Source organism: Nitrosospira multiformis ATCC 25196 (assembly GCF_000196355.1).
Lineage (GTDB): Bacteria > Pseudomonadota > Gammaproteobacteria > Burkholderiales > Nitrosomonadaceae > Nitrosospira > Nitrosospira multiformis.
The window spans coordinates 175,125-195,900 of record NC_007614.1; the positions used below are offsets into that span (position 1 = coordinate 175,125).

Annotated in this window: 15 protein-coding genes; 11 read left to right on the plus strand and 4 right to left on the minus strand. The window is 54.9% G+C overall.

The features are described from left to right. Window positions 1-165: 165 nt before the first annotated feature. A protein-coding gene (locus NMUL_RS00880) for an IS3-like element ISNmu3 family transposase (RefSeq protein ID WP_148235531.1) occupies window positions 166-1,418 on the minus strand; the annotation gives its coding sequence in 2 pieces (ribosomal slippage) (window positions 166-1,064 and window positions 1,064-1,418; 1,254 coding nt in all). 620 nt (window positions 1,419-2,038) lie between these two features. Here NMUL_RS00880 and NMUL_RS00890 point away from each other — a divergent pair. Further along, window positions 2,039-3,214, plus strand: coding sequence for a glycosyltransferase family 4 protein (locus NMUL_RS00890; RefSeq protein WP_011379532.1), 1,176 nt, complete (start codon window positions 2,039-2,041; stop codon window positions 3,212-3,214). 7 nt (window positions 3,215-3,221) lie between these two features. On the opposite strand, the gene NMUL_RS00895 is transcribed toward NMUL_RS00890, so the two are convergent. Further along, window positions 3,222-4,376: an NAD(P)/FAD-dependent oxidoreductase gene (locus NMUL_RS00895; RefSeq protein WP_011379533.1), complete on the minus strand. Its 1,155-nt coding sequence runs from the start codon at window positions 4,374-4,376 to the stop codon at window positions 3,222-3,224. A gap of 412 nt (window positions 4,377-4,788) precedes the next feature. On the opposite strand from NMUL_RS00895, the gene NMUL_RS00900 reads away from it, so the two are divergent. The 5 genes from NMUL_RS00900 to NMUL_RS00920 all read left to right on the plus strand — a co-directional run bounded on the left by NMUL_RS00900 (window position 4,789) and on the right by NMUL_RS00920 (window position 12,419). Further along, window positions 4,789-5,718, plus strand: coding sequence for a 2-hydroxy-3-oxopropionate reductase (locus NMUL_RS00900; protein WP_011379534.1), 930 nt, complete (start codon window positions 4,789-4,791; stop codon window positions 5,716-5,718). 24 nt (window positions 5,719-5,742) lie between these two features. After that, entirely contained in the window at window positions 5,743-7,200 is a 1,458-nt protein-coding gene (locus tag NMUL_RS00905) for an FAD-linked oxidase C-terminal domain-containing protein (protein WP_011379535.1), read from the plus strand. A gap of 49 nt (window positions 7,201-7,249) precedes the next feature. Further along, the gene (gene glcE, locus NMUL_RS00910; protein ID WP_011379536.1) at window positions 7,250-8,344 is read left to right on the plus strand and encodes a glycolate oxidase subunit GlcE; all 1,095 of its coding nucleotides are present in this window, start codon (window positions 7,250-7,252) and stop codon (window positions 8,342-8,344) included. Continuing rightward, the gene (gene glcF, locus NMUL_RS00915; RefSeq protein WP_011379537.1) at window positions 8,345-9,694 is read left to right on the plus strand and encodes a glycolate oxidase subunit GlcF; all 1,350 of its coding nucleotides are present in this window, start codon (window positions 8,345-8,347) and stop codon (window positions 9,692-9,694) included. Between the two features lie 394 nt (window positions 9,695-10,088). Continuing rightward, the gene (locus NMUL_RS00920) at window positions 10,089-12,419 is read left to right on the plus strand and encodes a DNA translocase FtsK (protein ID WP_011379538.1); all 2,331 of its coding nucleotides are present in this window, start codon (window positions 10,089-10,091) and stop codon (window positions 12,417-12,419) included. Window positions 12,420-12,706: 287 nt separating this feature from the next. Here the strand turns inward: NMUL_RS00920 and NMUL_RS00925 are convergent, their stop codons facing one another. Next, entirely contained in the window at window positions 12,707-13,537 is an 831-nt protein-coding gene (locus tag NMUL_RS00925; RefSeq protein WP_011379539.1) for a methane monooxygenase/ammonia monooxygenase subunit C, read from the minus strand. A gap of 283 nt (window positions 13,538-13,820) precedes the next feature. Between NMUL_RS00925 and lolA the strand changes: the two genes are divergently transcribed. From lolA to NMUL_RS00945, 4 genes are read left to right on the plus strand one after another with little or no spacing between them, the layout of a single operon-like run. Then, complete coding sequence (gene lolA / locus NMUL_RS00930; RefSeq protein ID WP_011379540.1) at window positions 13,821-14,444, plus strand: outer membrane lipoprotein periplasmic chaperone LolA; 624 nt, start codon at window positions 13,821-13,823, stop codon at window positions 14,442-14,444. Then, a complete protein-coding gene (locus NMUL_RS00935) occupies window positions 14,437-15,750 on the plus strand; it encodes a replication-associated recombination protein A (RefSeq protein WP_011379541.1) in 1,314 nt (437 codons plus the stop codon). The genes lolA and NMUL_RS00935 overlap by 8 nt, the downstream gene beginning before the upstream one ends. A 29-nt stretch (window positions 15,751-15,779) precedes the next feature. Then, on the plus strand, window positions 15,780-17,150 hold the full coding sequence (serS, locus tag NMUL_RS00940) for a serine--tRNA ligase (protein ID WP_011379542.1): 1,371 nt from the start codon (window positions 15,780-15,782) through the stop codon (window positions 17,148-17,150). Between the two features lie 53 nt (window positions 17,151-17,203). Then, entirely contained in the window at window positions 17,204-17,914 is a 711-nt protein-coding gene (locus NMUL_RS00945) for a DUF6781 family protein (protein WP_011379543.1), read from the plus strand. Between the two features lie 120 nt (window positions 17,915-18,034). Here the strand turns inward: NMUL_RS00945 and NMUL_RS00950 are convergent, their stop codons facing one another. Then, window positions 18,035-18,604 carry a peroxiredoxin family protein gene (locus NMUL_RS00950; protein ID WP_011379544.1) on the minus strand — a complete coding sequence of 190 codons (570 nt, stop codon included), beginning with the start codon at window positions 18,602-18,604 and terminating at the stop codon, window positions 18,035-18,037. A 1,036-nt stretch (window positions 18,605-19,640) separates the two neighbouring features. Between NMUL_RS00950 and coxB the strand changes: the two genes are divergently transcribed. Then, on the plus strand, window positions 19,641-20,774 hold the full coding sequence (gene coxB, locus NMUL_RS00955) for a cytochrome c oxidase subunit II (RefSeq protein WP_011379545.1): 1,134 nt from the start codon (window positions 19,641-19,643) through the stop codon (window positions 20,772-20,774). The last annotated feature ends 2 nt before the right edge of the window (window positions 20,775-20,776 follow it).

A 20,776-nucleotide genomic window follows, 5' to 3' on the forward strand; every position in this document is an offset into this window, starting at 1 on the left:
GCAACTACTACGCCACTATATCAAGCCAGGTATTCGATCGTGCCTATGGCAAGAGGGTTTGCAGATTTCATGCTCGGTAAACCCCAAAGATGGGAGATGTAATGAAGTAGATCGGAACAGAGTATGAGCAGTTTATCTTGACCTTACTAAATGGAGTTGCCCCTATTAAACCGGACAGGATGCGGTTAGTAACTGGCTGCGGATGAATTGTCTTGGCGACTTCATCTTCAGCCCCTTGTGAGGATGGAATTCATTGTAATCCTCGAACCATTGGTCAAGCTGCGCCATTACGGTTTTTGCGTCGGGACGATCATGGACATAGACGTAATCCCGCTTGAAGGTTTTGACGAAGGCCTCGGCCATACCGTTGGATTCGGGACTTCTGACGGGAGTAAAACAGCTGATGAAGCCCATATCCTTTGCAAAAGCAGTTGTCTCGCTGGCGGTGTAACAGCTGCCATTGTCGCTGAGCCACTCCACCCTGTGTGGGAGCAGGTCAACGGTGCCGAAGCGCCGCTCAACGGATTCAGTCATCAGATCGCGCACCATTTCCCCAGTAATGCCGCCAGTGGTGGCAACATGGCTGATGACTTCACGATCACAGCAATCCAGGGCGAAGGCAACACGCACTACTTGCCCATTCCAGCAGGGAATCTCAAAACCATCCGAACACCAGCGCAAATTGGAACGCAAGGTAATGACCTTGCCTTCATGAGACAGCACGCGCTGTTTGCCCGTATATCGGGCCAGCAGCAGGCCATTCTGGCGCATGATGCGATAGACCCGCTTGTGATTGACAGCAGGCTTGCCCATTCTCTCCAGTTTGCGGTTAAGGAGAGCGCAAATCCTTCTGTATCCGTAGGTCGCGCGGCAATCCACAATTTCGCGGATCAAGGGCAACAGCCAGGCATCATCAGCCTTGTTGTAGCGGCAACGAAAAGACTTTTCCTGCGGCTTCATCCGTTCCACAAGACGGGAGCGCGCCACACCCATGGTGTCTGCAATGGCCTTCATGGCAAATCGTCCGGTGGCAGCAAGGGCATGCGCGAGATCAGTTTTTTTTCATGCGCAAGCTTCACCGCTTCCGTGAGAATCTCGTTCTCCAGGGTTTTCTTGCCCAGAACCCGCTCCAACTCCCGGATCCGCTTCTTCAACTCTTTCACCTCGGCCGCAGACACTACCGCATCACCACTACGCACTGCTTCTTGTCCGCCCTCAGCCATAAGCTTCCTCCAGCGAAATAACAAGCTCGGAGCAATACCATATTTTCGCGCCACATACGAGACACTCATGCCCGGCAAGCGGGATTCCTCAACAGCTTTTAATTTCTCACCCAGGCTCCAGCGCCTGCGGCGCTCGATCCCGGTGACGATTTCAATACGATCCAAACCTGAAGCACTATGCATAGCACCAGGCATATGCCTATCTCCTATCATCAGTGCATCTGTGTCCGGTTCAATTGGGGGCTACTACACTAAACGAATCCACTCAATAAATTGCTTTCCCGCGATCTCTCCTTTCACCCCATGGGATAGTTCCCCATATCGCCAAGAGCGTTGCTGCTTCATCGACGTATAACGGCCCGACAGCCTGACAAGTCACGAACAAACTCAACCTCGTACCGCTGCACCCTTCGGGGTCCCTCGTACTCAAGAATGGGTGGATTTAATCCCCAATTCATTGTCGAAAGTTCTTACACTCAATGATAGAGATACGCATAAATCTTCTTTTAAGTCCTTGTCCTTATGCGTAAATAAGTGATGACATAGTATTTGCTTAAGTCAATGCGGAATCTAAGATTTTCTGATGAGCTTACAGGAAAGGGAAAAATAAAAAAACAATCATTGGCATAGCCCCGGCGGCTGGAGGGCCTGTGGGCACTGGGTATGCCCCCCGGAATGCGATGCTTGCTTACCCTGGATTGATGCCATCGGGGAAATATCAATAGGCATTCAGCCAGCCCATGCGCCCATGGATTCCTGCCACTAGAAAATGCCTATGAGCCTGTTTGTTCCCTTCCCGTTGAGTTGAATCGATTATGATAAAAAAAGAAAAGCACAAGACAATCATAATGCTCGGAACATCGCCTGAAGGACATGGCGGAATCGCGACTGTGGTCGGCAACTACGGAGATTGCGGTGTCCTGAAGAAATGGAAGGTCAAATATGTAGTGACGCATGTGCAGGGCTCGGGATTTGCAAAAGCATGTGCGGCAGGAGTAGCGATGCAACAGTTACTCTGCATGCTGGTTACTGGCCGGATCGGATTGCTTCATGTGCATATGTCCTCAAGGGCAAGCACATGGAGAAAGTCACTTTTTCTGCTGATGGGGATGGTGTTTCGGGTCCCCTATCTCATTCACTTGCACAGCCCGAATTTCGTTGATTTTTTTGAGCATGAGTGCGGAGAACGTAGAAAGAGGTTAATCAGATTTCTGCTATCGCGGGCGCTATATGTTATTGCCTTATCTCAAGGTTGGGCTAAAGATATTAAGAAGATTTCTCCTGCTGCACGTACAGTAATTCTTTTTAACTCCGTACCGCTACCTGCTGCGAGGTTGCGCGAGAAAGAGATGGAAGAAAGTAGCAACGCGCTATGTGATCCTCCTCTTATATTATTTCTTGGTCATGTCGGTAAGCGTAAAGGTACATTTGACCTGATCCGAGCGGTAGCGTTACTGAGCGAAAATTTCAGGTTAATTATCGGAGGCGACGGCGAACTCCAGCGGGCGCAGATGTTGTCGGAAGAGCTGGGTGTCAGTGACAAGATTCTGTTTGCGGGGTGGCTTGGCAAAGCAGAAAAAGATCATTTGCTCGCTCGAGCAGCTATCTTTGTACTTCCTTCGTACCACGAAGGGGTGCCTATGGCGATCCTGGAAGCAATGTCCTGGGGAATTCCCATTGTAACCACCCCTGTGGGGGGCATACCCGAGGTGGTAACGGAAGGACAAGAGGGCCTACTGGTAAATTCCGGTGATATCGTAGGACTCGCACATGCGTTAGCGCGTCTGCTTGCCGCACCATCCCTTCGCCGGGAATTCGGAGAAAGAGGAAGGCACAAGATCGAGTCCAAGTTCTCTATAAAGGTTCTGCAACCGCAATTGGAACAGTTGTGGATAGACTCGGGTGTATCAGAGCCAGAGCCAAGGCCAGAGCCAGAGCTAGTGATGCAGAGAGGGGAGGTGCCTGCCCCCGAGATTCAGCCTAAAGTATGATCACCGCCTACTCCATTACCGCCGGCAACTCGGCAGCCAGAGCATTCTTTTCCTTGGTTGACGCTCCCAGCAGGGCATAGCCGAGCAGTTTTCCCTCGGCGGTTTTGTACAGGGCCTTCACGCCGCTTTCATCTTCCTCCACTAGCCATTCGCCCTGGGCGCCGGCTGCGGGTGGCGATACCACGGCCGGGCAGGCTGGTGTTTTAACCAGGACAGGCATCGCCGGGTAACGTATCGGAGTGGGAGTTTCAGCGAGAGTCGGTGCCAGCCCGCGGGCGGCATGCATGATCGGCATGACGAAGGGTAAAACTCTGCCTTCCACCTCTGCACAATCGCCTAACGCGTAAATATGCTCATTGTGCGTCTGCAAGGAGCGATTTACCACTATTCCGCGGTTCACCCCCAACCCTGCAGCCTGCGCGAGATGGATGCGGGGACGCAGCCCGACGGCGGAGAGCACGATCTCGGTCTGCAGCGTTTCTCCGCTGGCAAGAGTCAGGCGAAAACTTTCATGGATCCGTTCCACGTATTCGGCGGTGGCGCCCAGGTGAAAAACGACACCCGCGGCTTCGAGCCTGTGTTGCATGAAAGCGCCTCCAGCCTGCGGCAGAAGCCGACCCAGGGGATGGACACTGATATCGATTACCCTTACCCGATAACCTGCTGTCGCCAGATCATTTGCAAATTCACAGCCGATCAGACCGGCCCCAAGGATGGTGACATCCTTTTTTCCTCCCAGGGCGTCGCGTAGCCGTTGGTAATCCTCCAGATCGTTGACCGAAAGAATGTCCTTCGCACCCTCTCCTTCCAGCGGCAAGCGGATGGGATCGGCCCCCATGGCCAGAACGAGTTTGCTGTAGGAAACTTTCTCTCCATCCTGTAGAGTTATTGTTTTGCTGGATGGATCAATAGCACTTACGCGGCTATAAGGGCGGATTGTCAGCTTAAGCTGCTCGGCCATTTTCTCGGCGCTTGCGGTGACTATGGAGGCAGGTGTTTTGCCTGTCGCCAGGGCATTCGAAAGCATCGGCTTGGAATAGAAGCCGCCGTGATCTGCGGAAATGATCAGAACGGGCGTTGTAGTATCCAGCTTGCGGAATTCCCGGGCGACCGTGTAGCCGCCAATGCCGCTGCCAATAATGACGATTGGTGGTGTGCTCATGCTTGAGTTTTTGCCCTGTTGACGTTGCTGCTCGTACTGCGATGTGTTGCTGAGGCTGCTCCGGTTTCGATTCGCGCTGCGTTCAATGCTTCCGTGTGAGGAACCGTATCGCCCGGGATGATACGGTAAGAGTTGCTACGATATTTTTGAAATGCAATCATTCTGCTCCAGGGGTGGATTCTCCAAAATGTCGATTTGATTCTTGATGTGCTGGAAAATTCCAACCTGCCAATAATGCTTTTGCTCCAGACCATGGAGAAAAAATTTGAGATGAATAGGCTCGTGTTTCCTGCCATTTCCGTCAGACATCGAAAGTTTACACCAGACCGGCTCAGACTCATGCGAAAATCGGGGCAGAAAACGAGGAGCGAAGGTGAATAATCACTGACGCGGTCACCGCATAGGCACGGGTATGACGGGCAGAACGAAAATTGGTTTCATCGGTCTTGGCATCATGGGTAAGCCAATGGCGAGCCATCTGCTCAGGGGCGGTCATACCTTATTTCTGCATTCCCGCAGCGGCGTGCCGGGAGAATTGCTCACGCAGGGGGGACAAGCGTGTTCTTCGCCGGCTGAAGTCGCGCAGAACGCTGACCTTATCATTACCATGCTTCCGGACACGGGGGATGTGGAGCGGGTGCTGTTCGGTGACAAGGGGGTGGCGGAGGGATTGAGCGCGGGGCGAAGTAAAGGCGGGATCGTGATGGACATGAGTACCATCTCGCCAGTTGAGACGCGGAAATTCGCCGCTGAAATCAATGAGCTTGGGTGCGAGTACGTGGATGCCCCCGTTTCAGGCGGAGATATCGGCGCCCGGAACGGCACTCTCACCATCATGGTCGGCGCCACTTCTTCGGCCTTCGTGCAGGTGAAGCCGGTTCTCGAGTTTATGGGTAAAACGATAACCCTGATCGGTCCCACTGGCACGGGCCAGGTCTGCAAGCTTGCCAATCAGATCATCGCCGCGCTTACTATCGAAGCGGTGGGTGAAGGTTTGCTATTCGCCTCGAAAGCGGGGGCCGATGTGCGGAAAGTGCGCCAGGCATTAATGGGCGGTTTCGCTTATTCCCGCGTGCTGGAAGTACACGGCGAGCGCATGATCGAGCGCGCGTTTGAGCCGGGATTTCGCGTCGAGCTGCACCGGAAGGATCTGGGCCTTGCTTTGTCCCATGCCCGTACACTGGGCGTGAGCCTGCCCGGTACGGCGACTGTTCAGGAATTGCTGAATGCGTGCATCGCGCATGGCGGGGCCGGATGGGATAGTTCGGCCCTGGTACGGATGCTGGAAAAACTGGCGAATCATGAGATCGAGACCATCGAAGGCTCGCATGATGAATCATGAGTTGAATTGGCGGCAATGAACCGTATGAATGACGCTCTCGAACTTGTAAAAAAGCTTCGGACCTTTCTGCCCGCGGAATCGGTGCTGCATGAGACCGAAGACGTGAGGCCGTACGAGTGCGATGGCCTGTCCGCTTATCGGCAAACGCCCATGATCGTGGCGCTGCCGCGGACTGAAGATGAAGTGGCGGGAATTTTAAAAATCTGTGATGCACTGAAGATTCCGGTGGTCGCCCGCGGTGCGGGCACTGGTCTCTCCGGCGGTGCCTTGCCGCATCCGCAGGGAGTGCTGTTGTCGCTGGCGAAGCTGAAAAACATACTGGAGATCGATCCGGCAGCGCGTACGGCAAGGGTGCAGCCAGGCGTACGCAACCTTGCGATCAGCGAAGCTGCAGCCCCTTACGGACTGTATTACGCGCCTGATCCTTCCTCCCAGATTGCCTGCTCCATCGGGGGTAACGTGGCGGAAAATTCCGGAGGTGTGCACTGCCTGAAATACGGACTGACAGTGCACAACATCCTCAAACTGCGTGTTTTGACTATTGAAGGCGAGCTTCTCGAAATGGGTGCCGATGGGCTGGACGCTCCTGGGTACGACCTGCTGGCGCTCATGACGGGCAGCGAAGGCATGCTGGGTATCGTGACCGAGGTGACGGTGAAACTGACTCCCCGCCCGGAGAAAGCCCAGGTTGTCCTGGCGTCGTTTGACGACATCCGGGACGCGGGGAATGCAGTGGCGAATGTGATCGGCGCCGGCATCATCCCGGCCGGAATGGAAATGATGGACAAGATCACGACCGGGGCAGTGGAAGAGTATGTCCACGCCGGCTATAACGTCGAAGCGGCTGCGATCCTGTTATGCGAATCCGACGGCGCGGAGGAAGAGGTGGCGGAGGAGATCGAACGCATCAACGAGATTATGCGGCAGAGCGGTGCGACGGAAGTCAGGATATCCCGCGACGAAGCCGAACGCGCTCGGTTCTGGGCGGGGCGGAAGGCGGCTTTTCCTGCCGCAGGCCGGGTTTCCCCTGATTACTATTGCATGGATGGCACCATCCCGCGCAAGAATCTTGCGAGCGTGCTGACCGGAATCGAAGCGCTTTCTGCCGAATACGGCCTGCGTTGCATGAATGTATTTCATGCGGGTGACGGCAATCTGCATCCGCTGATTCTTTACGATGCCAATCATCCGGGAGAACTGGAGTTGACAGAGGAATTCGGGGCAAAAATACTCAGGATGTGCATAGAGGCTGGGGGAACCATTACTGGCGAGCATGGCGTCGGCATTGAAAAAATCAATCAGATGTGTTCCCAGTTCAAGACAGGTGAGCTGGAAATGTTTCATGCGGTAAAGGCGGCTTTTGATCCCGCGAGCTTATTGAATCCCGGAAAAGCCATACCTACCCTGCGGCGCTGTGCCGAGCAGGGGGCGATGCACGTGCATCGGGGCAAAGAGAAATTCCCCGAATTGCCGAGATTTTGAAGTCATGTCCATTTCATATACTCTTCACGGTCTTACAGGCTGACGCAGTATGCAGGAAATCGTTGATCAGCTTGCGGCGACCATTCGCGCCGCTGCGGCGAGTAACGTGCCGCTACGTATCCGCAGCGGCGGCACCAAGGATTTTTATGGCCAGCAGGACAAAGGACGAGACGTCGCGCCCGAAGGCATTCTCGATCCCACGGCTTTTGCGGGTATAGTGGATTACGAACCCACCGAACTGGTCGTGACCGCGCGGACGGGCACCCCCCTGGCGCAACTGGAAACCGAATTGAATGGTCGGGGTCAGATGCTTGCGTTCGAGCCACCGCATTTCGGGGCGGGCGCCACCCTTGGCGGCTGTATCGCGGCAGGCTTATCCGGGCCACGCCGCGCCTCGGCAGGCGCCGTACGAGACTTCGTGCTGGGGGTGCGCATGCTGGATGGCAGAGGGGATGACTTGAGTTTTGGCGGCCGGGTAATGAAGAACGTGGCTGGTTATGACATCCCACGTTTAATGGCGGGTTCCCTGGGCACATTGGGATTATTGCTGGAAGTTTCCCTGAAAGTGCTTCCCCTGCCCGCAGAGGAACGCACGCTGCGTTTATCGATGAATGAAGCCGTAGCCATTGAGACCATGAATCGCTGGGCAGGCAAGCCCCTGCCGGTTTCAGCAACCTGTTTCTGCGAGGGTGAGCTCACTGTAAGGTTATCCGGCGCAACTTCCGCAGTGCGTGCGGCGCGCGCGGTATTGGGAGGAGAGGAAATTGTCGAAAATTCGTCTTTCTGGAAGTCGATACGGGAGCAGGTACATCCTTTTTTTCGATCAGGAAAGCAACTTTGGCGCTTGTCCATTAAATCGACCACCGCTCCTCTGTCCTTGCCTGGAAAACAGTTGATCGAGTGGGGGGGTGCGGTGCGATGGCTCTCTGTCGATGCAGAGATGGATAACGACGCTGTGGAGACACTTGTCCGCAAGACCGCAAAGGAGGCCGGGGGACATGCCACTCTGTTCCGTAGCCGGACTCCCGCTGCTGCTGTGTTTCATCCGCTTCCGCCGGCCATGATGAATATTCACCGCCAGCTCAAGGAGAAATTTGACCCGATGCGTATTTTCAATCGGGGCCGTCTATATCCCGAACTATAAATGCAAACCAATCTCGCTGATTTCATCAAGGATACTCCCGAGGGAAAGGAAGCTGAGGCAATATTGCGAACCTGCGTTCATTGCGGTTTCTGCCTGGCTACCTGTCCGACTTATCAATTACTGGGAGACGAGCTCGATAGCCCGCGCGGGCGCATCTATCTGATGAAGCAGATGCTGGAAGGCGAGCCGGTGACGGAAAAGACGCAATTGCATCTCGACCGCTGCCTCACCTGCCGCGCTTGCGAGACAGCCTGCCCGTCCGGCGTGCGTTACGGTCATCTGGTGGATATCGGCCGGGGCCTTGTCGAAAAGAAGGTGGGGCGCAGCCTTGCTGCCGGAAGCATGCGATATGTGTTGCGGCAGGCATTGCCGAACCCGACCCTGTTTGCATCACTGTTGAAAGTGGGCCGGACTGTCCGCCCCTTGCTGCCAAATGGTCTGAAGGATTCGATCCCTGCTGCCCCCATGGAAGAAAGCCGACCCTTTCACGCTGCTCGGCACGAGCGCAGGATGCTCGTGCTCCAGGGCTGCGTTCAACCGGCACTGGCGCCCAATATCAATGCTGCTGCCGCACGCGTGCTGGACAAGCTCGGCATATCACTTATCAGCGCTCCGGATGCGGGGTGTTGTGGGGCGGTGTCTTACCATCTCAATGCCCAGAGGGAAGGATTGGATTACATGCGCCGCAACGTGGATGCGTGGTGGCCCTATATCGCGCCCAAGCCTGAAAAAGAGCCGGGAATGAAGCCTGGGACAAAGGGACGGGCAACAGAAGGAGCAAAGGAGGAAACAAGGGGCGTCGAAGCAATCGTCATGACTGCGAGCGGCTGCGGCGCGACCGTGGAAGAATACGGTCATCTTTTGCGCCATGATCCCGCATACGCGGAAAAAGCCGCGCGCATCTCGGAATTGACCAGGGACATCAGCGAGATCGTGGAAGCGGAGATGCCGGCGCTCGTTTCTCTTCTCAGTAAATCGACTGCCAGCAGGGAAAACCCCAGGCAGAAGCTCGCGTTTCATTCTCCCTGCACTTTACAGCACGGAATGCGCATCCGGGGTGTCGCGGAGAAGATTCTGGCTGCTGCCGGCTTTGATTTGACCTATGTGCCGGATGCGCATCTTTGCTGCGGCTCCGCGGGAACCTATTCGATTCTGCAGCCGGAGTTATCGCAGCAGTTGCTGAAAAACAAGGTAACGGCACTCGAATCGGGCCATCCTGATCGGATTGCCACTGCCAATATAGGTTGCCTCATGCATATCCGCAGCGGAGCCGCGCTGCCGGTCGAGCATTGGATCGAGATTTTGGACGAGACCCTTGAGGCCGCTTGGCCTGGCACGATTGAAGATTAGCTTTTCAATGCTTCTGCCAGGAGCTTCTTTCGCGCGCGCTCAGCGCAGCAAGCCGGATTCCCGATTCATATTTTTATCGCCTTCACCCTGAGTCCCTTGTTCCCGTTTGCCCCCAGCCTGTCGAAGGGGCCGAGCCGCGCTCGGAACTACGCCTGTCGAAGAGCGGAACAGGGATTAAGAGCCGGCTACCAGAGGCACGGCGAACTTGCGAGGAAATTCTTCGGAAGCGGACCGGCCAGAAGTGACCCGCCTCAAGGAAGGAAGATTTATTCCAATGGAATAAGAAGCGAGGTAGAAACCCTCCTGTTGCTTATTCCGCTGGAGTGGTTTTATTTTTAACCCCCCATCCAACTCTTATATAATCCATGTTGTTACCGTTCCTGCTGCTATATCCATGAGCTTCGTCAACAAGCCAATGGCAAAAAAAATCAGTCCCGACCCTTTGCCGCCCAGGGTCGTTCGGCTCCTGCGGGAGTCGGCGAGTCTTGCCTTGCTGGGGGTGGCGCTCTATCTGGTGCTGATATTTTATGGATATGAGCGCGCCGATCCCGGGTGGTCGCACAGTGGCGACGGGCCCGCCCAGAATCCTGGGGGCATGGTAGGGGCTTGGCTGTCCGACCTGATGCTGTACTTGCTGGGTGTTTCCGCCTGGTGGTCAGTGCTGTTTTTCCTTTTCCTGGTATGGTGGATGTATCGCCGCATCGATGGAAGCATATTCGACCGTCGTCCGTGGTTTGTTTCGATGATCGGCTTTCTGCTGTTACTCGTTGCGAGCAGTGGGATGGAAGCACTGCGTTTCTACTCCCTCAAGGTGGTTTTGCCGCAGATGCCGGGAGGAGTGCTGGGTTTCCTGCTTAGTAAGAGCCTGTCCCAGGTACTGGGCTTTACTGGCGCAACGTTGGCACTCCTGATATTGATTGCAATCGGTTTCAGTTTATTTACAGGGTTATCCTGGTTGCGCCTGATCGAGCAGATAGGCGCCTCGATAGAAGGTTTTTTCCTGCTTGTCTGGCGCAGTATAGAAAGCGTCTTCCTGTTTATCGGCCGTGGCTGGCGGAGCAGGCAGGACCGTCATGTAGGTGCCGTTTCCGCCATCAGGCGTGAAGAGCTGGTGGAAGTGGAAAAAAAGCGCTTGCTGGAACACCCGCCTTTACACATTGAACAACCGGTTGTCGCGCTTCCCAAGCCGCGCAAGGTGACCCGGCAAAAGCAGGCTCCCCTTTCTTCTGACCTGCCTGATCCCACTTTGCCGCCGTTGCGCCTGCTCGATGAGCCGCCAAAGAAAGAAGTGGAAACTCTGTCGACGGAAACACTCGAATTCACTTCCCGCCTGATCGAGCGGAAACTGATGGATTTCGGTGTAGAGGTCAAGGTGGTGGCGGCATATCCCGGTCCCGTCATTACACGCTACGAGATTGAGCCTGCCGTCGGGGTGAAGGGTAACCAGATCCTCAATCTGGTCAAAGACCTGGCGCGATCCTTATCAGTGGTAAGCATCCGTGTCGTCGAGACCATTCCGGGGAAGACCTGTATGGGTCTGGAAATCCCCAATCCCAAGCGGCAAGTCGTACGCTTGTCTGAAATTCTCAGTTCACAGGCTTATGCCGATATGGGATCGCCCCTGACCATTGCCCTCGGCAAGGATATAGGCGGGCATCCGGTAGTGGCCGATCTGGCCAAGATGCCGCATTTGCTCGTTGCGGGAACGACCGGCTCGGGCAAATCCGTGGCAATCAATGCGATGTTACTTAGCCTGCTCTACAAAGCTACGCCCGAGCAGGTGCGTCTCATTCTGGTGGACCCGAAGATGCTTGAATTGTCGGTATATGAGGGCATTCCACACCTGTTGGCTCCCGTAGTTACCGACATGCGTCAGGCAGCCAGCGCCCTGCGCTGGGGTGTGGCCGAAATGGAACGGCGCTACAAGCTGATGTCAGCGCTTGGGGTCCGTAATCTGGGGGGCTATAACCAGAAAATCCGTGAGGCGATCAAGAGTGAGAAACCCATCCTCAATCCGCTGAGCCTCACCCCGGAAGCACGGGAACCGCTGGAGGAGATGCCGGTGATTGTCGTGGTGATAGACGAGCTGGCGGATCTGATGATGGTCGTGGGCAAGAAAGTGGAGGAGTTGATTGCCCGGCTTGCCCAGAAGGCCCGGGCGGCGGGAGTCCATCTGCTTCTCGCCACTCAGCGGCCTTCCGTGGATGTGATCACAGGACTTATCAAAGCCAATATTCCCACACGGGTAGCTTTTCAGGTATCAAGCAAGGTGGACTCGCGCACAATCCTGGACCAGATGGGAGCGGAGGCCTTGCTCGGGCAGGGCGACATGCTTTATCTGCCCCCCGGAAGCGGATATCCGCAACGGGTTCACGGCGCTTTCGTCGCCGATCAGGAAGTGCATCGGGTGGTGGAGTATCTCAAGGAACACGGTGAGCCGCGGTATGTGGACGGTGTGCTTGATGCATCGGATGAGGAAGGCGGCGGGAGCGGAAATGGCGGGGTAGGGGGACAGGAAGGCGGCGAGAGCGATCCGCTTTACGATGAAGCCGTCGCCATCGTGCTCAGATCTCGACGCGCTTCCATCTCCCTGGTGCAGCGGCACCTGCGCATCGGTTACAACCGGGCTGCGCGGTTGATTGAAGAAATGGAGCGCGCCGGTCTGGTCTCGGCCATGCAAAGCAACGGCAACCGGGAGATTCTGGTTCCGGCGGGGAATGAATAAAAGGATACCGGCGAGGACGATGTTGGCAAAGGAATCAAGGCGAACGCAGAATGGGGCGGAGGCGATCAGCCGTAATCCGTTTTTACTGATGGGTTGCGCTACGCTCTATTCATCCCACAGCGGGATGAGTGGAAGGAGCGCAGGACAAAATCATGGGGTTTGGCAAGAAGCAGGAAGCTCTGCTGCCCGTTACTACACTATCAGGGAGTAAGTACGTTGGCCACATCGCTCTCCTGTTTGGAGGCGATGCGGCTATTGCTGCTTATGCGTGTGTCAGCGAGTCAGTCCTAAAACGCCTTGTCGTACGGTACGATGCGGTTGTTGAGGATGACTTTGCTCTGGCCGTTCCAGACGACGTCCGTCAGGTTGGAGTAGCGCGTGATGATCTGCGCTGCAATCCCGCCTGCAAACAGCCCCGACCAGCCCAGAATCACGAAGCCCCAGTGCAGCGGTGCGCTGAACAGTTCTTCCATGAACCAGAAGGCGTGACCCCATTCGTTCAACCCTACGTTCGGCAGAATCATGAGCGGACCTGCAATCGCCATGACCAGCGGGAACGAGGTGCCGCGCGAATACAGCGGCAGACGCGTCATCGCATACAGGTAGCTTGCTATCCCGCAGACGATGTACATCGGGAAGGAGCCGTAGAACACCACTACGTGACTTGGCGTGAAGCTCGTGTCACGGATGATGACCTGGTGCCAGGAGGCGTCCTGTTCGGTAAAGAAGCTGCCGCCCCAGTACACGCCGAACAGATATACACCCAGCCACATCATCCAGTAGAAGTAGCGCTTGACTTCAAGCTTCGGATCAAGATTGTCCAGCTGCTCTTTCGTGTCCCGCGTCTTCCAGATCCAGCCCCAGGTGATCAGCGCAAACAGCGGCATCACGATCATGTGCACTCGCCACAATCCCATCCACACTTTCTCGAACTCAGGCTCCATCGAGTCCATCCCGTGCGAGTAGGCAAACGTGCGCTGGTACCAGATCCAGAAAATCGCTACCGCCAGCATCGTGATCAGGCCAAACTTGTACCACTTCGAGTCATACCACAGCGACATGTCGTAGTCCCGGCCGCTCGTCTTGGCCGGGCTCGACGTTCCCATCGTTGTTGCCATGTCGTTTCCTCCTATTACACAAATACACATTGGAGATAACATTACACCATTTCGTTGGCGTGGAGTGGAAACTGGAACTAAAAACAAAAACCCCGCCGCCAGCGATGTATAGACTTTTTTACTTTACCATTGGTTCCCGGTGACGGGACATTATTCATGCTCTGTTGCCTGACATCGATTGTGGAACTTCGAGAGATCGCCTTAAATTGCCCGACGAGGGAGCGGCTTATTTATAATTACCGTGATCCTGTTCTTTGCCTGGTTCCAATCCCTAGTCAAAATCATGAAGCTATCCGAAAAGTTCTGTGTTTTCCTTTTTTTCCTTTTATTTACTTCCACAACCCATGCAACCGGAATCGGCAGTCTCAAGAGCTTCATGGAGAATGCGCGGACTGTCCGCGCAGATTTTGCGCAAACCGTTCTCGACAAAAGTCGCCACATAGTGCAGACAGCAAGCGGTGCCATGCAATTCGAGCGTCCCGGAAAATTCCGCTGGATATACGAGAAGCCTTACGAACAATTGATCGTTGGAGACGGCGAGCGCATCTGGTTTTACGATCATGATCTTGCTCAGGTAACCGTGCGAAAGCTGGATGCCGCCATTGGCAGCAGTCCTGCCGCGCTGCTTGCCGGAAACAATGATATCGAAAAGAATTTCCATCTTTTGGAAATCGGCCTGCAGGGTAACATCGAATGGGTGGAAGCCACACCCAAAACCCGGGAAAGTACATTTGAGCGGGTGCTTCTCGGATTTACCCTGGAGGGGATACTTAGAGTCATGGAATTGCATGATAATTTCGGCCAGGTTACCGTATTCGAATTTTCGGGTGTGGAACAAAACCGCAAGCTTCCTCCGGAATTGTTCAAATTCAGTCCCCCGGCGGGTGTGGACGTGATCAGTGAGTGATCTGTTCGCGCAGGCCCAACCTGCTGCACCCCTGGCGGAACAGTTGCGTCCGCATGAATTGAAGGATGTGGTGGGGCAGCCTCATTTGTTGGGTCCCGGCAAACCGTTGCGTCTTGCATTCGAGTCCGGCAAGCCGCATTCAATGATACTGTGGGGTCCGCCCGGCTCAGGCAAGACCACGCTGGCTCGCCTCATGGCGTCGGCGTTTGACGCTGAATTCATTGCGCTGTCTGCCGTGCTAGCGGGGGTCAAGGATATTCGTGACGCAATCGAACGGGCACGTGCAGTTTTGCACCAGTCCAGCCGCCATACCATCCTGTTCGTGGATGAGGTTCATCGCTTCAACAAGTCGCAACAGGATGCGTTTCTGCCCTTCGTCGAACAAGGATTGGTAACATTTATCGGTGCCACGACCGAGAACCCTTCATTCGAGGTGAACGGCGCCCTGTTATCGCGTGCCCAGGTGTATGTGCTCACTGCCTTGTCCACGACCGAACTGGGTACCCTGTTCGACCGGGCAAGGAAGCTGGCATTGGCTGAGCTGGATTTCACCCCTGATGCGCGATCATTGTTGATCGAATATGCCGACGGTGATGCGCGGCGTTTGCTCAATCTTCTGGAACAGCTAAAAACTGCGGCGGCGGCTGAAGGAATATCAAGAATAGATGCGGATTACGCCCGTGAGAGGCTATCTCGCGCCGCGCGCCGGTTTGATAAGGGCGGCGATGAATTTTACGACCAGATTTCGGCGCTGCATAAATCCCTGCGAGGCTCTCATCCGCACGCCACGCTTTACTGGATGTGCCGGATGCTGGATGCCGGCGCAGATCCGCGCTATATTGCCCGGCGCCTCATCCGTGCCTCCGTGGAAGATATCGGCCTGGCCGACCCGCGCGCCCTGCGTATTGCGCTGGATGCTTCGGAGACTTACGAACGCCTGGGTAGTCCCGAGGGGGAACTGGCCCTGGCGCAGGCGGCCCTGTATCTTGCCTGCGCTCCCAAGAGCAATGCTGCTTACCTTGCGTATAATAAAACCCGCTCTTTTATCGGTGAAGACAAGTCGCGAAGGGTTCCGGAACACTTGCGCAACGCGCCCACGCGCCTGATGAAGGAGATGGGATTCGGGCGCGACTACCGCTATGCGCACGATGATCCCGATGCATATGCCGCGGGAGAACATTATTTTCCGGAAGGAATGCCGGAAATTGAATTTTACCGGCCAACCAGCCGCGGATTCGAAAGTAAAATATCCGAAAGACTGGCGTATCTGCGCGAGCTGGACAAACAGGCAAAAAAAGAATCATAAGATAGAACCTGCGTCGATTTGGAGTCGAGATGTTAGATATTCATCTGTTACGTACGCAACTGGATCACGTTGCCAGGCTTCTTGCCGAGCGTAACTACGTTTTTCCTCTTGCTGAATTCAGTGCCCTGGAAGCGGAACGAAAAAATCTTCAAACCTCCACCCAGGAATTGCAAGCGCGCCGCAATGGCGCGTCGAAGCAGATCGGCAATGCCAAGAGCAGGGGCGAAGATGCCAGCGCGATTCTCGCAGAGGTCGCTCATCTGGGTGATGAGCTGAAGCAGGCGGAATCCCGGCTGGATCAGGTACAGGCTGCGCTGCAGCACATCCTGCTGCAAATACCCAACCTGCCGCACAGCAGCGTGCCGGAGGGCAGAAGCGAATCGGATAACAGGGAAGTGCGACGTTGGGGAACTCCACCCACATTTGATTTCAGCCCGGCCGATCATGTGAGCATAGGCGAGCGACTGGGATTACTGGATTTTCCCACTGCTGCCAAGATCAGCGGCGCCCGCTTCAGCCTGCTGACAGGCTCGCTTGCGCACCTGCATCGCGCACTGGCTCAATTCATGCTCGATGTTCATGTCCGCGAACATGGGTATACAGAGACCTACGTGCCCTATCTGGTCAATGCGGAAAGTTTGCGGGGTACCGGCCAGCTGCCGAAGTTCAAGGAAGATTTGTTCGAGGTTCCACGAAGAAAAACAGCCGAACCTTTCCTGGAAAACCAGCCGGTTGCTGCAACGCTGCCATCGAATAGCAATAGTCCGCAAGGAGGACAGGACGATGATGACTTATACTTGATTCCCACTTCCGAGGTTCCGCTGAGCAACATCGTGCGTGACCGCATCGTCGATCCTGAATTGCTGCCTATCAAGCTTACTGCGCATACCCCCTGCTTTCGCTCCGAAGCGGGGAGCTACGGCAGGGATACTCGCGGAATGATCCGGCAGCATCAGTTCGAGAAGGTGGAACTGGTGCAAATTGTCCATCCTGCACACTCCTATAAAGCGCTGGAAGAGCTGACAGGCCATGCCGAAGCAATTCTTCAGAAGCTGAAACTGCCTTACCGGGTGATGGCGTTATGCACGGCCGACATGGGGTTTGCCGCCGCCAAGACGTACGACATCGAAGTATGGTTACCGCAGCAAGGCACCTATCGGGAAATTTCCTCATGCAGTAACTGTGAAGCATTCCAGGCACGGCGCATGCAGGCACGTTTTCGCAATGAGAAAGGCAAGCCGGAACTGTTGCACACACTCAACGGGTCGGGTCTGGCGGTGGGACGGACGCTGGTGGCGATACTGGAAAATTTCCAGAATGCAGACGGCAGCGTATCGATTCCCAAGGTTTTGCAAGGCTATATGGGCGGAACCGAGCGGCTTGTGCCCCATAACGCATAAGGCAATCAGACGTATCTTTTTACCATTGTTACCATTGGAGAGGCTCGCTAACCATGCAAAATGTACCTGGCAGTGAAAATGTTCATGCGGCAATCGAGGATACATCGACTCTCGAAGCTGAAGTACGCAGCAGGATGACGCAAGGAGAGAATATAGAACAAGAAGTGCGGGATCTGACGGTAAAAGCTTTGAGCAGGCAAGGACATGACCAGGATTCACTGCGTCATGTCATGGGGGCGGTACTGAAAGGTGTACGTGAAGGAGCGCAGCAGAAGTTGCAATCTTCCTCTATCCAGGCGCAAACGACTTTGTCCCCCGTGAGAGATGCTGTGGCCGGCCTGGATTCTGCATTGGCTCAACTGGCGGCGGCCTCAAAACTGACACTCGAAGAGGCCGCGGGCCGGGCGCAAACGTTTTCAAAAGAGGAGTTGACGCGTCTGCGCGCCAACCTTGAAAGTATTGAGAATCTTTTTTTCGAAACCTTGCAGGAATCCGCTTCGGCTGCACAGGACCTGGTGGAGGTTACCTTGCGGGATATTATTCTCCATGCAAAGCGAAACGGCACTGCGGTAGGTTCTCAGTTGAAAGACGCACTGGAGGCGCTCAACCATCAATTGAAATCGACCACTTATAGCCAGCTCGAAGCAGGTATTCATCTCACCCAGGCCATCACGGACACCTTGCGGCAAGCCGCCGCGAATGTTCTCACCGAGGTTGCGGAGCGGGTCAAGCCCAGCGATAAAACGAGGGGGCATCACGGGTAGGGGCAGGTTTCAGGCAGGCGCTCCAGTATTATCCGGGACGGAGCGCCTCTCTCATGGATTTGCGGTCCGCGTCAAGCAGAGGTGACACAGGGTCGTGATCGGCGCAAATTCAGGATGCGCTCAGATCTTGCATCCTTCCGTATCGCAAGCGGGATTTTCCCCCCCGTTCGCAGATGATTCCATCACTGCAGACTCATCAAATTCTTCGGCCAGCAGCGCCCCAATCGAAAATCCTACGGTCAGATCGCTCACATGGCCGAATTTATGCAAGCGGATATGTCCTGTTTTATCGATCAGGATGAGAGTAGGTGTACCCTGCATCTGATAGGCGCGCATGGTCATCGGAACGCCCTTCGCGGTTCCCTCATATTTGTCTATCCCGATCGGAAAGCGTAGCCGGTATTCATAGGCAAACACTTCGAGCGCCTCGCGCCCCATCACCTCGTGATGCTCGAAAACAGTATGCAGTCCTATCACTGCAACACGGTTCGGATCAAACTCCTGATGGATTCTTTGCGCTTGCGGTATGCCCATCTGCACGCAGCCGGGACAGAAAATCTGGAAGGTGTGGAGTACAACCACCTTACCTCGGAGTGAAGCGAGCGTCAGGGGGTGCGGCGTATTAAGCCAGCCGGAAGTTTGTAGTTCGGGCGCCATGCTTGCCCTGATGTTGGTACTTGTCTCGGCCATTCTGTACCTCGAAATAGCGGGTTGAAAATAACGCATTATAAGGGAGCCTGCGCATAAGTCCCACAGACGATCCTATCGACGTTCGCCAAGGAGCCCTCTGAAAGGGAGATCACATTTCCCCTTCATGTTTTCCCGCAGATCCCTGTCTCGCAAATCGGCGGGTTTTTCACCTTTTCCGGTCACTTGTCAGGGTTACGCCCAGAGTGCCAGATGCTACCCGATCCGCATAAGGAGAAAAAAACCGGGGAGATGACATGGTAATATATTCTACCTCCGCCGTGAAGCATTTCCACAATTCCAATAGGGTAAAATCACCACAATTACAAGAGGGGAAAATAACGATTTTTAGTATAGGGTCATTATTGATTTTATTTGCCAGCATCATGTTTCTTCCTTGTACGCCTCATTTTGCTGTGGTAGAATTTGCGCGTTTCAGGAGCCGCTCTTTCGCGGATATGCAATGCGAATAACAGGGCGGGTGTCACGAGATTTCGGAAGAAATCAGATCGACTCAAATGAGCAGAACAGGGGCGACTGGCTAAATCCGCATGAAATGGGCGTTTGAGTCATTTTTGAGCTCATTCATCCTGCTTGAATCAAGTCGGATGGAATAAGCGGAATGAATGGAATGTCTGGGAAATCATGACATGAACTTAAAGCGTGCAAGGGTGCCGCGTGGCTCTTGCCGTTCTGGGTTTCATGATGCGTTATCAATGTGAGTCAGAAAGCGATTTCGGATTCGAAATGGCTGCGTAAAATTTAGCTGAGACTTCGAACCGAAACTTTGAACTTATCGACATGCCGTTGTTCTTAATGTTTGAATTCGCATAAGCCATAGAATAACACAATTACCGACATTCGCAATATGGATATTATGCCGGACAGATCAGATATCCGCCAGCTTGTAGCCGGTTACGGCGATCTGAGCGGACACACATGGAAATGTTCTGTCCGAAAGCATTGCGTAATGGGTCGAACATTGTGAGATTTTGGAAGATTGGCTCGTACTGTAATCAGTAATCAAGTGGGGGGAAATATGAGCAGTAAAGCAGCAGCAGGTGTAGCGGGGATTGTGGCGGTCGCATGGAATTCAGGACTGGCGCTGGCGGCAGCCGACCCCTACCAGTTAAATCTGCCCGAGCCGCAGACTGTGATTGCCCAGCAGATCTACGACCAGCACACGCTGGTTCTGTGGATTTGCCTGGCGATATTCGTCGGCGTGTTCGGCGTGATGTTCTATTCGGTAATCCAGCATCGCAAATCCAAGGGCTATAAGGCGGCCAATTTCCATCACAGCACCACGGTCGAGATCATCTGGACGGCGATCCCGTTCCTGATCCTGATCGGCATGGCCTTTCCTGCCACCAAGACCGTGATTGCCATGAAGGATACGTCCAACCCGGACATCACGGTCAAGGCGACGGGTTATCAGTGGAAATGGGGTTATGACTACCTGACGGGTGAAGGGGAGGGCATTGGTTTCCTGAGCGCCCTTGCCACGCCCAAGGCGCAGATCGAGAATGCGGCGCCCAAGGGGGAGAATTATCTTCTGGAAGTGGACAAGCCCCTGGTGGTGCCGACGGGCAAGAAAGTGCGCGTGCTGATCACTGCCAATGACGTGCTGCACGCCTGGTGGGTACCGGCGCTAGGCGTCAAGCAGGATGCCATCCCGGGCTTCATCCGTGACGTGTGGTTCAACATCGAGAAGCCCGGCACCTATCGCGGCCAGTGCGCCGAGTTGTGCGGCAAGGAGCATGGCTTCATGCCGATCGTGGTAGAGGCGGTGGAGCCTGAGAAATACGCTGCCTGGGTGGCAGAGCAGAAAACCAAGCTGGCGGCAGTGGCGGTGGACGTCAACAAGGAGTTCGGGCTGGACGAGCTCAAGGCCAAGGGCGAAGCGGTGTATAACGCCAACTGCGCGGCCTGTCACCAGGCCAACGGGCAGGGCGTGCCCGGCACCTTCCCCGCCATCGCCGGATCGAAGGTTGCCACCGGGCCCAAGGACGGCCACATCAATATCGTCATGAACGGCAAGAGCGGCACGGCAATGGCCCCATTCAAGCATCTGTCGGACGTGGATATTGCCTCGGTGATCACCTATCAGCGCAATTCCTTCGGCAATTCGACGGGCGATGCCGTCCAGCCATCCGAAATCAATCAACACAGATAATA